The 14,461-nt window shown below is 39.4% G+C and carries 12 protein-coding genes and 1 pseudogene; 9 read left to right on the top strand and 4 right to left on the bottom strand.

Translation table 11 applies throughout. The features are described from left to right. Window positions 1-67: 67 nt before the first annotated feature. From H6G41_RS28820 to H6G41_RS28805, 4 genes are all read left to right on the top strand, one after another. Window positions 68-607: a hypothetical protein gene (locus H6G41_RS28820; protein WP_190751067.1), complete on the top strand. Its 540-nt coding sequence runs from the start codon at window positions 68-70 to the stop codon at window positions 605-607. Then, window positions 608-1,387 (top strand): hypothetical protein, encoded by a 780-nt coding sequence (locus tag H6G41_RS28815; RefSeq protein ID WP_242038085.1) that lies wholly within the window; start codon window positions 608-610, stop codon window positions 1,385-1,387. Then, on the top strand, window positions 1,387-2,133 hold the full coding sequence (locus tag H6G41_RS28810; protein WP_190751065.1) for a DUF6753 family protein: 747 nt from the start codon (window positions 1,387-1,389) through the stop codon (window positions 2,131-2,133). Before H6G41_RS28815 ends, H6G41_RS28810 begins: the two co-directional genes overlap by 1 nt. Window positions 2,134-2,743: 610 nt before the next feature. Beyond that, window positions 2,744-5,014, top strand: a complete 2,271-nt coding sequence (locus H6G41_RS28805) for a pentapeptide repeat-containing protein (RefSeq protein ID WP_190751063.1) — start codon at window positions 2,744-2,746, stop codon at window positions 5,012-5,014. Between the two features lie 387 nt (window positions 5,015-5,401). Here H6G41_RS28805 and H6G41_RS28800 read toward each other — a convergent pair whose 3' ends face one another. Together H6G41_RS28800 and H6G41_RS28795 are read right to left on the bottom strand one after the other, a co-directional pair. Next, window positions 5,402-7,906, bottom strand: coding sequence for an NACHT domain-containing NTPase (locus H6G41_RS28800; protein WP_190751061.1), 2,505 nt, complete (start codon window positions 7,904-7,906; stop codon window positions 5,402-5,404). A gap of 13 nt (window positions 7,907-7,919) precedes the next feature. Further along, window positions 7,920-8,354 carry a hypothetical protein gene (locus H6G41_RS28795; RefSeq protein WP_190751059.1) on the bottom strand — a complete coding sequence of 145 codons (435 nt, stop codon included), beginning with the start codon at window positions 8,352-8,354 and terminating at the stop codon, window positions 7,920-7,922. A 108-nt stretch (window positions 8,355-8,462) separates the two neighbouring features. On the opposite strand from H6G41_RS28795, the pseudogene H6G41_RS28790 reads away from it, so the two are divergent. Beyond that, window positions 8,463-8,852, top strand: a pseudogene (locus H6G41_RS28790) (tyrosine-type recombinase/integrase); the annotation flags it as partial. Between the two features lie 43 nt (window positions 8,853-8,895). Here the strand turns inward: H6G41_RS28790 and H6G41_RS28785 are convergent. Together H6G41_RS28785 and H6G41_RS28780 are read right to left on the bottom strand one after the other, a co-directional pair. Then, window positions 8,896-11,625 (bottom strand): DUF3854 domain-containing protein, encoded by a 2,730-nt coding sequence (locus H6G41_RS28785; RefSeq protein WP_190751055.1) that lies wholly within the window; start codon window positions 11,623-11,625, stop codon window positions 8,896-8,898. A 321-nt stretch (window positions 11,626-11,946) separates the two neighbouring features. Beyond that, window positions 11,947-12,183 carry a helix-turn-helix transcriptional regulator gene (locus tag H6G41_RS28780; protein WP_190751053.1) on the bottom strand — a complete coding sequence of 79 codons (237 nt, stop codon included), beginning with the start codon at window positions 12,181-12,183 and terminating at the stop codon, window positions 11,947-11,949. A gap of 316 nt (window positions 12,184-12,499) precedes the next feature. Between H6G41_RS28780 and H6G41_RS28775 the strand changes: the two genes are divergently transcribed. The 4 genes from H6G41_RS28775 to H6G41_RS28760 form a co-directional block, all read left to right on the top strand. Beyond that, complete coding sequence (locus tag H6G41_RS28775) at window positions 12,500-12,805, top strand: hypothetical protein (RefSeq protein WP_190751050.1); 306 nt, start codon at window positions 12,500-12,502, stop codon at window positions 12,803-12,805. Between the two features lie 80 nt (window positions 12,806-12,885). Continuing rightward, window positions 12,886-13,113 carry a hypothetical protein gene (locus H6G41_RS28770; RefSeq protein WP_242038083.1) on the top strand — a complete coding sequence of 76 codons (228 nt, stop codon included), beginning with the start codon at window positions 12,886-12,888 and terminating at the stop codon, window positions 13,111-13,113. Between the two features lie 314 nt (window positions 13,114-13,427). Next, the gene (locus H6G41_RS28765) at window positions 13,428-13,940 is read left to right on the top strand and encodes a hypothetical protein (RefSeq protein ID WP_190751048.1); all 513 of its coding nucleotides are present in this window, start codon (window positions 13,428-13,430) and stop codon (window positions 13,938-13,940) included. A gap of 12 nt (window positions 13,941-13,952) precedes the next feature. After that, window positions 13,953-14,461, top strand: a 509-nt coding sequence (locus tag H6G41_RS28760) for a hypothetical protein (protein WP_190751046.1), incomplete at its 3' end; no start/stop codon positions are given.

Raw genomic sequence — 14,461 nt, 5'->3', positions numbered from 1 at the left:
TGTCTTTAGATAGATGCCCATTAGTAAAGTAAAGTTTTAAACATAAACATTAGTTGGGTTTTACTTTGTGGCTAAAGATAGTATTCCTAAATCTAAAATTCCTGAAGCTCTTAATGCTTTACGGGCTTTGGGTACTAAGGAGTTAGATGAGATTCCAGCTCGCGCAGCTATCAAAAAGATGCGTCGTCAAATTGAACGGGTGCTTCGTCTTGGCTATTCTTATCAGGAAGTGTCTGAAACTTTAGCAGGACTGGATATCAATATCAGCGCTGAACGTATCCGTTATTTACTTAACGATATCAAGAAGTCTAGTCGCAAAAAGTCTGTCACTTCTACAGTTGCTGAGAATACCAGTACACAAGTTGTTGATGAATCGGGTATTAGTGAAAATTCTGTAACTGAGTCTAGTAATTCTCAGTCTGCTACAAAATCTCAAGTTAAATCACAACCACAATCAAAATCTAAAACTGCATCTGCCAAGGCTAAATCAAATTTAACTACGACTCCTAAAAAGACTAAACAAACTGATGAGTTGAAAGTTAGTTCAAATCAAAATAATTCTGGGTTGGCTTTTCAACCTGAATTGATTAGAGATGAGGATTTGTAAATGGCAGTTAAATCTAAGCAATTAGCTGATGGAGTTACCCAAGAAAAACCAAGTACTCCATCAAAATGTACTGGGCGGTTAGTGTTAGTTACCGGTGATAAGGGGGGAACGGGTAAAAGTGTTGTGGCGCGGATTCTACTTGATATTTACCGTCACAGAAATATCAACTGTATTGCTTATGAGTGTGACAAGTCGAATCCGCAGCTTTATCGTCACTACAATAAGTTAGAACCTGGGGTGCGAACACTCAAACTAAATCAGCGGGGTGGTGCTGATGCTTTGCAGGATGATTTGAAGCATTTTTCTCCGCAGGTTTCTTTGGTGGATCTACCTGCTGGTGCTGCGGAATATTTTGAGTCGGTGGCGAAGGATATTTTTCTGTTTCAAAATGCCCAGCGTTTGGGTTATCGCATCACGATGGTGTCGGTTTTGGGTCGGGTGAAGGACAGTCTGTTGCAGTTAAAGCGGCTGGTAGATTTCTGCGGTGAGCGCGTAGATTATGTGGTGGTAAAAAATCTTTATTGGGGTGATGAACACAAGTTCACCCGCTACAACAATTCTAAGGTGAAACAGTCTGTGGAAGCTTTGGGGGCTGTTGAACTTTTATTGCCTGAGTTATATGACGATATTTTTGATTTGATTGACTCTCATGATTTGACGTTTAGGGAAGCGCTGGAGCATGAGGATTTCAGTTTGAGTAATCAATCTCGTATTTATGGCTGGATTGATGCGGTTGAAACTGAGTTTGCTAAGGCATCTGTACAGTTGGGGCTGGAGTAATGGCGAGCGCAAATGGTAAGGGTAATGGTGGGGTATCCCACTTAGATAGATTGCTGTCAGAAAAGTCACCAGAATTTCAAGCGAAGGTGTTGCGGTTTGCGCTGGATTCTGGGATGAAGCAGGATGACCCAGCTTTTCGGTTGGTACAGTACATCGGTTATTTGGCACAGCTGACAGAAACTGCACCAAATGATTGGAAGTTATTGTTTGAAAATTTGCAGGTGGAGTTAAATCAATGGAGCCAACTGACTCAGGAGCAATTGAAGACGCAAGCCGACCACACGGAGAATATCAAAGTTCTAGCGAACAGCTGCAATCAGCTCGCAACAGCCTTGAGCGCTTTAAATGTAACGTCGCAGCAACAGCTAGAGCTATTGAAGAACTTAACCAATCTCTCCAATTATTGGAGCAATACCTCCCCAAACCACACAGAGAAGTTGATTGCTCCGTTGAGAGAGGAATTGAGCCAGATGAAGAGTATGATATCGAGCCATCAATTGAGCCACAGCGTCGCCGTGGATTTGGCCGCTAAAAATTGGGCAAGAACTGCTTTTGTTTCGCTTTTCACTCCGATTACGTTTTTTATTCTGTTTACGGTTTATTCACGCTTTTTTCCTCTGAGTCTGCCTTATGAGGCACAAACTTCTTTGGAGAAGATTGAACAGCAGACTGGTTGGACTAATACTAAGTTGAAACGGGTTGAGCGAAATTTGGGGACTGATCCTAATCAGAGGCGGCGGCGGTAAAAGCACAGTTGTTTACTAGCCGATTTTAAACAAATAGCCTTTTAGTGAAGTACTACATTGTTTATAAGCCAAAAACAATAGCCCAAACTCTTTAAGTTGATTATGGAATTTAAAGCAGAACCTATGTAGTAAAAATATGATATCGCTATAAGAGGTAGCAAATGGAGCCATTAACTTGTCGCTAAAAGGATAAAGTGGCCGACGTAAAAGCCTGGAATGCTTATTTTTGTGTAACTTAAAGGATAAAGTGTCCGTGACAGAGGCTGAAAGCAATATTCTCTCGATTATTTCGGATATTTCTGAATTAGTTATCGAGTTCCATTCATTAGATAATAAAGTTGCCGTGAGTCCATGACTGAATAAGAGTTTTGGGCTTTGCGATCACGCCATGACAAAGACAGAAGCTAGTTAGGCTTTGGGTTCGGCAAGCTTATCCTTAAATTTTCGGCAATCTTTTCCTTTAAGTTACAACGACCATTTCAGATTCTCAGGTTCACCATTGAATAGTAGTCAAAACTGAATTGGGCTACCAAATCAGCCGTAAAATCGTATAGTACAGCTAGAAATGCCAAACTCAAGCCACTTAGAATTACTCAAGCAAGGTACACAGGTGTGGAACGAATGGAGATCTAGCAATCCAGAAGCCATTCCTGATTTTAGTAATGCGAATCTTAAAGGAATTAATCTTAAAAGCGCAAACTTAGCTAAAGCTAACTTTAGCTATGCAGATATTCGAGGAACTAACTTTAGTAATGCTAATTTAAGAGAGGCAAATTTCACAGGGGCATTGGGAGGATTACGCAAACATTGGGCAGTTTTTCAACTATTAGCTTTGCATATAGTTCCATTAGTCTTTAATCTGGCTACAATACAACTAATTGATACATTTTACACATATTTTCGCTCACCAGAAGTTACTCAAAGAATCACTTCTATTCCTGGCGCTTTAGTATTATACACTGTACTTTTCTCAATTATATTTCAAGGTTTTACTGTAAAGTCTTTTGGGATAATAGTTCCTACAGTTTTGATTACAAGTTTTTTTTCTGTCAGTGGTACTAGTCCAGTTTCCTTAAAAATGCTTGATGCTGCTTTAGTATCTTCTGTGGCTGCTAATTCACTTGCTATCACTCTTAGTTTTGCATTAACTCTAATTGTTAGTGTAATTGTGAATGGTGCTTGCGCTCTTTTAGGTGCGACATCTTTAAGCAATCTTACGGTTGATCATACTTTACCTAGTACCCATACAAACAGTTCCAATGTTAATCAAATCGAGTTCAACTCTTTTCTAACCCCATCTGGCATAGCTTTCTTATACAGCAGCATTATTTACTTTGGATTATTTGCATACAAAGTTCTACCACTTGTTTTTCAGGGAATGACAAAAGCAGATCATGACAAGTGGACGTATATTATCTTATATTACGCAAGTATTAACTTTTTTGTTATTTTCCAAGCATTTAGAGAAAATAAAAAGTTTATTTTAATACGCTCTTTGGCCATGTGGATAGCAGCTTTCCGAGGCACAAACTTTCAAGGAGCAGATTTAACTGATGCTATTTTTAGCAAAGCTTCATTGAGTAATACAGACTTTACTGATTCTCAAACACAACGAACAACGCTTACTCGTGTGGCTTGGAAAGATGCTGTAAATTTAGAATATGCAAGAATTAGCAACTCAATTTTGACTAATCCTAAAGTCAGAAATTTGTTAGTTAAATATCAGAATCAAGATAAATTTTTTCCAGGAGTTGATCTTAAAGGTGCAAATTTAATCGAAATAGACCTCAAAGGCACTGACTTAAGTGATGCCGATTTACGGTATGCTAACTTGGAAGGAGCAAATTTAGAGGGCGCAAATCTCACAAGAGTTCGTGCTTCAGGAACAAACTTTCGTCGAGCGAAGTTAACAGGTGCTTCTGGGTTAGGTACTTGGAGTATAGAGCCAAATACAGTTTTAGATGATGTTGATTGCAAGTTTGTTTATTTAAAGTATCCTGACCAGGATCGTCAGGAATTTGAGCCAGGAGAGTTCACTAAAAGATATCAACAAGCTTCAAACGTTTTTGAACTCGTCTTTCGTAAGGGATTTAACCTACAAATATTCTCATATGTTTTCACTCAATTAAATATACAAGTATTAGATGAATATAATAGTGAACTTTCCTTGAAGGAATGGAAGCCTCTAGGCGAAGGTTTAGTAACAATTAAAATCGGTTATCCTGATGGAGCCGATCCTCAAAAGCTCAAGGAGGAAATGGAAGCAAGAATTAATGAGATGGAACTCAAGATACAGAACCTTAAGGGGGAGAACAATGCTTTTAGAATTTCCTTAAAATTAGCACTTGAGTCAAAGACTCAGGATAATTATCAAATAATCGGAAATAAATTTCAATTTCAAATAGGAGATGGAAACAAGATGAGTGGTAATCAAGAATCTACTAACAAAACCATATTCTCTAATAACAACATTGCCGCAGTACACAGTGGCAGTGGAAACATTAAAGATGTTTCTCAATACATTGTGCAGAACATTAATGAGATCAATAGCTTGATTGAATCTCTACGTAAAAAGGCACAGGAGTTTCCAGAGGAACAACGTGAAGCAGCTCTAACACATCTAGATGACTTGCAAGAAGTTGTCAGTAAACCTGAGAAGCGTAAGCCATCGAGGGTTCAAGCTCTCTTGGTTGCACTGTTAGCAGTCGGTACTATAGTTGCAGGGGCAACTGATTTTTGCAACAACGCTTTGGAGCTAGCTGAAAAACTGGGTGTTGCGGTCGATTTTGTCCAGCCTCAATCTGCACAGCAATTACTTCCATCAGTGGTTCAGCAAATCGACTTACAATCCCAAGGTATTGATGGGATTAAGCCGAGATGACTGCATTATTGAATCATTCAAAAGCTAGTTAAAACCCTACTAACTACATAGAGTTTGTGGTAGTTTAAATCAAACAGTATAAATAAATACTTTGCTTAAGTGGTAGTTCTAGTGGTAGGTCTACTACTACCAGTTGAGCATCAGAATTTTTGAAATAAAATCAAGCCTAATTGTCCAAAGTAAGAAATGGCTTAAGAGCGTTGCTTAACTGCCAAGCTAAGAAAGATAACTTTATCCTTTTGCAGTTAAGCGCCGCATCCAGATTTTTCATCAAATTCCCAACCAGGCGTAAGGCTAGAGAAGCTGTCACATTGTACCAACAAGCCTAAAATTCTTTCACACAGCAGATTTCAGCATTACTAAATCCTTAAATTCACTATATCTTCCTCAACGCCTTTCCTGTTCCAACTCCATCTTTGCGAAATGTTCTAACAGTATTCTATGGATAAAAATGTAGCCACCTCCAACTTTTTGTATAAATAAGCGCTCAGTAGCATATTCAAGGAATTTGGAATAATCCCAAGGAGTTTTTCCTTTAAGAGTAAGTATAAGTCGTAAAGCAAAATGGCGAATACAAGTTCTGATACCACCTTTAAATAGACCAAATAGCATACTTATAAAGATACACCCAGCAAATATAGTAAACCGATGCCACGGTTCTTTTAGAAGCTGGATAAAAATTACCGAAATCAGCGCCCCAATTAAAGCACCACTGAATCCTAAGAAAATAGTATTCTTCACTGTTCTCCAGATTCCTTCATTTGGGAGCTTTGTATCTTTTATTTCGTAATTTGTTATACTTTTATTTAATAAATAGATTAAGCTTATAATTAAGGATAAAACTATCCCTCCCAAAGATAATAAACCACCGTCATAAAAATTATATAATTCTACTCCATAAAACGTAGGTCGATAGTGTTCATAATAAGTATAAAGTAAGCTGTTTACGGCTGGAAAGATAATAAAACTAATAATTATAAATATTATTATCAAATGTATTATCTGAATTAACCAACTATTTCTTTTTTCAAAAACTCTAAAATCATGATTTTTTATAAACATTCGTATTCCTGAATAATATCCTAAACAAAGCCAAATTATAATAATAATTAATAAAATAAACGATAATAATTCAGGCAATATAAAAAAATTACCTATCTCAAGATAAGAAATCTTAATTTTTTCCATTAAGGAAAACGCAGCGCTTAATCCATTTAAAATCGTACACAATTCATCATTACAATGAGTATACTGCTTATAATCATTGTATTTAACCCATAGGGAAATATTTAAAATATTTTTATCTGTGAACAAATCGATAATCAAATCCAAAGAAAGTCCAAAAAATAAGCCGCTAAAAATACTGATTTCTAAGAGTTTGTATATATTAGTAAATGTTTTTCTTATTGAAAATTTTATTGTGTATACTGTCTTTATCTCATCTTTCCCATATCCAAATAATAGTCCATAAATTAGTATTTGAAATATGTACACCAAAATTAATTGACTATTATTAAAAATAGAACTTACATTACTATTGAATGCTTGATATCCATTCGGTTGAAAAAAGGCTAACATATTTGAAATAGCCATATCTAATTGTATAATAAATAAGATACCTAAAATAATAGTCGTAATTTTGTACAGTATAATTTTTTTTCTGGATACTAAACATTGAGGTTGAAGCTGTTCAATAAGAAAAACTGTTTCTCCATTAGCCAACATCATCTGTGCTAACCAAATCAGCCAGTGCTTTGTTTTTTCTTGTGGATAAAGCTGAGTGCTTCCTCGACGCTCAAACATCCGCTTAATATATTTGTCAAACAAGCGCTTTAGCCATTCTTGTGCTGAATCAATAGAGGAAAGTTCTTCTACTGAACAATCTTTATAAGTTAAACTCATCACACTCAAAATTAAAGGTGATTTAGCAAACTCACGCAGTTCATTATTTTGTTGCAGCAAATTTTTCAAAGCAACTAATTGCTCACCAGCCATTTCCAAATATTTGTCAATCTGCCCATTGTTTAAAGGTTGAATGCAAATAGCACTTTGTAGTTTTAAGCGCTCTGCAAGAGCTTCATAATCTCTGATACGGCAGCACACCACTATTTCTGTTACGCCGTGTGATTGAATAAATTGGTTCAAATTCTTAAGACAGTTGCTACGATACTCTGCTTTTACTTCATCAAGTCCATCTAGTAACAGTATCAGTTGTTGCTCCCTAATCAATTTTTTACCTAAAGACTTAGGTACGTCGTATCTGAGTGCGAGTTCCTGAACTAACCATTTACTAATTGTTTCTTGATTATTTGCCCAAGAAGATAAATTGAATACTACTGGAATAGGTAAACTTAAGTTTGATTCTGTTCGAGTAATTAAGCTCTGTGCAATTTTAAGGAGAGTTATCGTTTTTCCAGACCCAGGCTCTCCTAAAATTAATAAGTTTCGCCCTGTTCCCATCTTTTGAAAATATTCTGTTGCTTCTATATCCTCAAGTAAGACTTTTGCAGTTGGCTCAGAAAACTCTTGTACACCAGGAAATCGATTTTGTATAGCATTAGGTCTTTCTTCCAAACCCAAATTAATCAATACCTTAGTATGCAGTGATTTTTTTAAAAAGTCTTCAATCCAAAAATTTTTAACACTATTAAGCAAATTTTCTCGCTGACGATATTCATACTGAGTTAAGGGTCTTATTTCAATGACAGGTTGACCGCTCAATCCATTAGGTGCGTGTATATGGTCATATACGGTAACATTTACAACTTTTCCTTGAATTTGGCTTACGTTCACATCACGCCCTGCTATCCCCCCAATTTGAGTATTTTCAAGGGAAGCAGCATCTGAAATATTCAGAATCTGGTGCGGAGTATTAAGGGGTTCTTCGCTCATAATTTTTTCTTAATCAAGTAAAGAAACCTGCTGCTACTCCCAGCCAAGGTAGAAGCTTGGTAATGATAGGCTGGACTTTCTCCCAGATATTTGCTCCTGCTGTCACTGCTTCATTCGCTTCTTTGAGAACTTTTGTAGCTTTTTGTAAATTCTTTGCTGCAAAGTCTTTGTCAGGTTCTTTTTCCTGTACTTCCTCTTTAGCAGCTTCTAGGTGCTTGATTGCTTTTGAAGATTGCGCCTCTGGTAATTCTGAGTTGCGAAACAGTTCTTCAAGTTGGGCAATTAATTCAACTACATCTGCTTGCGCCAGTGACTTTTCATTGTCACCTTGGTTGATCTGCTGATTCTGGGTTGCACTCAAATCGCGACCCGCCTGACCTCCAATTTGGGCATTAGAAACTTGACCACCGCTAATACTAAAGGACTGCGGAGACTTTTCTTCTGACATAGCTGCTTTCCTAAGTAAGGTTAACGGTTATTCTGTACTACTAAGTCGGAAAAAAGTTCCGGCTAATCTTTTGTATTTGGAACTTTCTGGAATTTATGGGTTAAATCTTACAGTAAAATGGCTTTTAGTGCGACATATATAACAAAAAAGTTCCGACACCAGTTATTTAAAGAAGTTTTGGCGATGCATATTGACCGGATGCATCAACAGCAAGCAACTTACCTGTTTGAGTCATCCTGGAAACGCAAGTATACTGACCGAGGAATTCGGAAGATTTTGGCGAAGTATGCAGAAGAAGGGGGATTGTCTAAACCTATCTCACCTCATCAACTACGTCACTTTCTGTTGACTTGGCTGAAAAAACAAGGGATTGATGATGCATTAATCCAACCCTATTCCGGACATTCTTCTTGGCAGTCCTTGGAAGTGTATTCACGGCTAAGTATTGGCGAAGCTCAAGAAATTTATGACAAAGTGATGGTGAAATTCCCTGTTTGAAAGGATTTCAGCCAGTTGGCACAAGGTGACAGCTTCTCTAGCCTTACGCCAACCAAGGACGTAAATTAGCACGGCGGACTAAGACCCCCGGCTGAGTCTTAGTCCCAATCCGAACATCATTCGATTGCCCACACTCCCAAATGTAAACTAGTTCGCCGTTATACTCAGCTAAAGAATCTACACTCAGTCGCCACACACTATTAGCCGCATCCTTAATATGTTGCAGTTGTTCCGGACTGAACCCTTTAACTATCTGCTGTAATTCAGCACTATCAAGACTTAGAACGATTTCACCCAAGGCTGACTTGTTATCCCAAGCCTCAATCATTCGTTGTTGGGTGCTGACTTGTTTTTGTGTAGTGCTGTCAGTTGTGCTATCGATGGTGCTGGCTGAAACCATTGCTGGTGCTGACTGTGCTGACTGTGCTGGCTGCTCCTCCTGATTTTGACTGCTACTAGTATTCATCGCCTCTTGTTGGTGAAGGGTGTCAGCTGCGTCATTATCAGCAGAAAGGTCAGCACCACTCTGAAAATCAGCACTACCAATACTTTCAGTTAGCATTGTGGTTAGCACTGGGTTAACACCATTTTTATTTAGGTCAGCATCTAAGTCAGCATCTTTTTCCGAAATTAAGAGTCGAAAGTCATGTCCTGGCTGGCGAATAGCAATTTTAGTGATAAACCGTCCTTTCTTATTTCTCACCTTTGCAGCATTAATATTGAGTTGCGACTTCAGCAGATTCAGCAAAATTGCTGAGAATCGTTGCTTGGTCATAATGCCGTGAGAATTACGCTGCGCCCATTCGCAGTAGTTAGGATAAAGGAACAATTCAGGACTTTGACCGTTATCACCAATTTGTGTTTGGGCGTTGGGATCATAGTAAAGACAATCATTAGCCCAATCCGCCAGCGGATTAGTGCTTAACAGTACCTCTGTGCTAAATGAGCCGAGTGAAGGCACTAGTTTGTTAGTGTCACCTACATAAGCGGCGACATCCAACGCTGGCATCTCTAAAACCCATTGCAATACTCCAGGCAAGTATGGCTGAAATTCCTTTTCTAAGGGGCGGCGCTCATTTTGCGGCACCACCCGCTCAAAAGGCATTGACAGCCGACGACGGGCTAGGGCGTTAGTGTAATCACTGCTTTGAATAATTTCGTTAGCCGCAATCCAGACCACCCCACTAAATCTAAAGCTACCTGTTTGCTGGATGCCTTTTTTCTCGTGTCGCAGCTCATCATCGCCCGTCAATTTCTTGAGAGTGCTGACATCACCTGTGTAGCGTTCAGAGTCAGTGATAAACACAGCTTTCTTGCCGTAGAGAGCCGCAGTTTCAAAGCGGTTTTGCTCTAACTGCTTCAGTTCTGTAATGGCGTAGTTTTCTCTGCCAAGTAGTGCTTGCACCAGCCGCAATAAAGTACCTTTGCCAGTACCGCCAGCACCTACTAGCTCCATGAATCGTTGTAACTCGCCGCCGCGTTCGGTGACGGTGGCATTGATGCCAGCACGAATTACTTGCACCCAGTCAGCTTTACCTTCACAAGCTTCGAGCAACCATTCCTTAACAGGTTCACAACCGACATTGCGGTCAGCCCATTTAAAAGGTAGCTGACTCAGCATTCTGTATCCCGGCTCATGTGGATATTCTTTAAGGGTATTAACATCCAGCACACAATCCTGAAGACAAATAAAGCCTTTGCGGACTTCCCAGTGATTAACCCTGAGCTTGGCCTTGAGTAAATTCAAAATGCCGTTGACGAACCTGCTGGAGAAATGGCGTGTTCGGGTTTCTAGCTCTGTTAAAACAATAGACATCGCTTCTTCAGAGGGAATTTCACCCCAGACACCTAGTTTTTGTTCGGCTTCATACCAGTACCAAGCTTTATTTGCTACGTGCCAAGCGAGTTTTGCGCGGTAATCTTCGGCGATTTGTGCCGCAAAACCAGACTCTGACAAGATTTGTTTATCAGTTTCGTCTTGCTGAAACTGACGTTCCCAAACTTCCCAAGGAACAGCCTTGGCTAGGACTTTCTCTCGAAAAGCGTCGTCGCCGTTGGCTTGAATATAATCGTCCATTCCTTTCCCTTCTGCTGTACTCCAATTGCCCGTGGCAATGTACACAGGCACTTTAAACTTAGCTAATTGGTGAGCTAGTTTTCGCTGTGCTTTGATGACATTTTTATTGGTAACAGCATTATCGTCCGCGTCAAAGGTAATAATCCAGCCAAAGTTAGCACGGGCTAACAATTCTAAGGTCTCGACTAGGTAACGTTTGCCTTGGGGGTCGTTTTTGGCTGGTGTTAAGCCCTGTTCCACACCAGGGAGGGCAACTGTGGGCAAGTTGTGAAAACAGCCGCAGATTGCTTTAAACAGCCCTTCAGTGATAAGTAAGCAAGGATGACCGTTAATTTGATAGCAAAGGGCTTTAAGGGCTTCTAAATCCACCCAGTAGCGCGGATTGTGGGGATGACGGGGTAGCATCGCGTCATATTCTTCTTTGGTAGCTGTGCGATACTTGGGGGCTTTTTTCTCGTCGGTGTTTTTCCAGGGCTTGTTAGGGCGGTACTGCCCAAAACCGTTGCTGCCTTCTAGCCAGATGCCTGCTGATTGGGCTGTGTAGCCTAAGCGCTGGGTGGCTTCTTTGATGTCCATTGAGCGACAGTTAGCGGCTATCCATTCAGGACATAAACCGCGTTTGGTTACACATTCTTTATAATGTCTGTCTGAAAGTCTGTTAGCGGTCAGTGTTGCAGTTGTTGGTGTAGGATTCATTTTTTTACTCCGGATTTTTGAAAATCCGGGTAACTCCTTATTGCAACACGACCGCAGAACTGGTTATGATAGATATGCGATCGCGGTTCCGAAAAAGTCGCCAAACTTTTATCGTTTCGGAGTTACCCGCGTTATGTTTAGTCAAATTACAGAACCCGCTTAACTTCCCGGTCGAGCGGGTTTTGTGTTTGAGCTACGGACAAAAACATCAATTTAATTACTCGGTGGAGCGTTGCCTCCTTGCCTGAGAAAAAAGGTTAACTGCCATCCGTTCAAGTACCCGTTCAATCCGGTCTAGTCTACTGGGTTGGTCAGTGTTGATCATTTGTCCTCCTTGTCTTCTTCAATTTCTTCAGGTGGAACCCAGTAAATTAGCTCACTAGGCTGAACACGGTAATAATCACAGATTTTGTTTAGAGCTGTAACTTGTGGTATCCAATCTGGATTGTCATATAAGTTGTAAGCTGTACTAGGTGCTATACCTGTATCTTTTTGAAAGCGATAACGAGTAATGCCCAAACCATCTACAAATTGTTTGACTTTGTTCCTTATAGGCATTCATTAACAATAAACGGTTATTAATACAACAATTTATCATTGCTAATTTCCAACCGTTAGTAAATACTAACCGATTTATATTAATGAGTGCTTGACATTAATAAACGGTTGTAGTTAATATCATAGTGTCCGGGTTATTCATACGTCAACAGCCCAGACAGGGTTATCTAGTTATAAACACAGGTTAGCTGCATTGCGTCCGCTCTATATCTGCGGTCGCGGTAATTGTGTGTGGGAGCATCATCAATTAGGATTCATGCAGCTCAATTTTCGGAATTTATAAGCAATTAACTCACTATCAAATAGAGGTGAAATAATGCTGACATCTAATCAAATTAGGCGTTTACAAGCTACCGAGCGATGGCTGAGAGAGATTAGAGACTCTAAAGAATTTAAAGTCTTGAATTACTGCCCAGATGTAACTTTAGGTGATGCAATTCAGGCTGTTGATGAACTATTACAGTCACATAATTACTGTAATGAAAAGTCTGCTTCTTTTACCAATAACCAGTTGCAAATATATCTAGAACAAAAGCCAGTAATGCATATTCGCCGTGTCAAAACTTGGCGTGAAAAGATTAGCTCATTTATCCAATACATCAATCGATGTCTTCCTGGGTAGAAGCAAGGCTCTTTTGTGTGCAAATGGAGGCTACAAAAATGATTGATTTTGAGCTTGTAAGATGCGTCACGCTGTTAACAATGAGTAAGACTTACTTGATTGATGGAACGCTGTACAAATATTTAACAAGCAGTGGCAGTATCAAACACACACAATATTATTTCCGTCCTTTACCGCGTCAGTCTAAAACTGCTGACTTAAAACTTAATCGTGACAAAGTACTAAGCCGTTGCTACGAAATTCCTATCTTATATAACCAGCACACAGCAGAGATAACTAATAACTCAATACAGTTGAGTTTGTTCTAGCCCAGTAGCGAAAAGTATTTCCTTCTTCAGCGCCATCACCAATTTAACTAGCTCAAAAAGGGGCGTATATGCGAGATAACGAAAAAGTGTCAGTATATCTTCAAAGCTGACAAGCCCTGTTATTACGTGGTTATAGCCTCTACAAACGAGACTCTGACATTTGTCTAAAATCAAAAATCCAAGGTTATTGATAGCGCCTAGCTAATTTGGTGTATCAGGATAACTGTTTCTAGCTAAATTAGCCATGCAAATAACCTGAATGTCCGGATAGTCAGTCAATTCTATACACACTTAAGTAATAAACCGGAATTAATGTGGCAACCAAAAAATATGTAGCTAAGTATCGCCTGCTCAAAGAAACTTATGAGCGCATCACAGGGAAAGGCATTTCAGATATCACTTGGTATCGCATAGTTGCATCCTTGAAACAATATTTTTCGCTATCAATTGAATCAGCAAATGCTCAAAGTATTGTTGAAACCTATGCTCAATTGAAGCGCAAGTGTCCAGCCTTTTCTTTTAGAACTTCTAATTTTAGTTCACGCTGGCAAGCTTTTAAACACTTCTATGATGCCAGAGAAGTTCAATACACAGGTCAGCAATTCCTAGTTGCGCTTGCAGACTATCTAAAAATCAACCTGGATGCTGTACCTCGCAGCACTCGTTATTACTGGTTTAACCAAGCAAGTCTTAGTTATAACGCCCTTCACTTTTATCAAAGCAAAGATTTAGCGCTTGTTGCATTTGTCGCTACTCAATGGGCAATTAACAAGCGTTCGCAGCCAATGAAATCCGCCACCATCGAAGTTTTAACACTAGTCAAATAAGGATTAATCACCATGTCTGACAAATTCACCAATAATGTCCGCGCTCGCTTGTACAAACAGGGTTATCAAGGATTCACCAAAGACGATTACACAACAGCTGCTCAAGTTGTAGATTGCGAAGACCTAAACAATCCCAGCAAAGACCAATTGAGCCAAGCCGTTGAATATCTCAAAGCCAAAGCAACTAGCCAATTATCTGTAGCCGATGCACCCGTTGAAGAAACATTGCCAATACAAGCAGAAGCTGCACAACCTGAGCTTGAATCTCATCAACTTGCAATTGCAGAACCAGAGATTAACGGTATCACTGTAACCAGTGAAGATAAGCGCTCCTTTATCACAGCCCAATCATCAGCGCTGGGGTTTGAATTAACCGAACAAGAAACATTAAGTATTGCAGAAGATGTTGATGATACCTTTAGCGACTACAGCCAATTCCTCAGCAATGTAACATCTGCAATTAAAAGCTACGTGGATCATAAATTTGATGCCATCGAGCAATCATTTGAAGCTAACGCCCA

This window comes from Tolypothrix sp. FACHB-123, from assembly GCF_014697075.1.
Lineage (GTDB): Bacteria > Cyanobacteriota > Cyanobacteriia > Cyanobacteriales > Nostocaceae > Aulosira.
The sequence above is the reverse complement of the archived record's forward strand: the minus strand, read 5'-3'. Positions and strand labels throughout refer to the sequence as shown.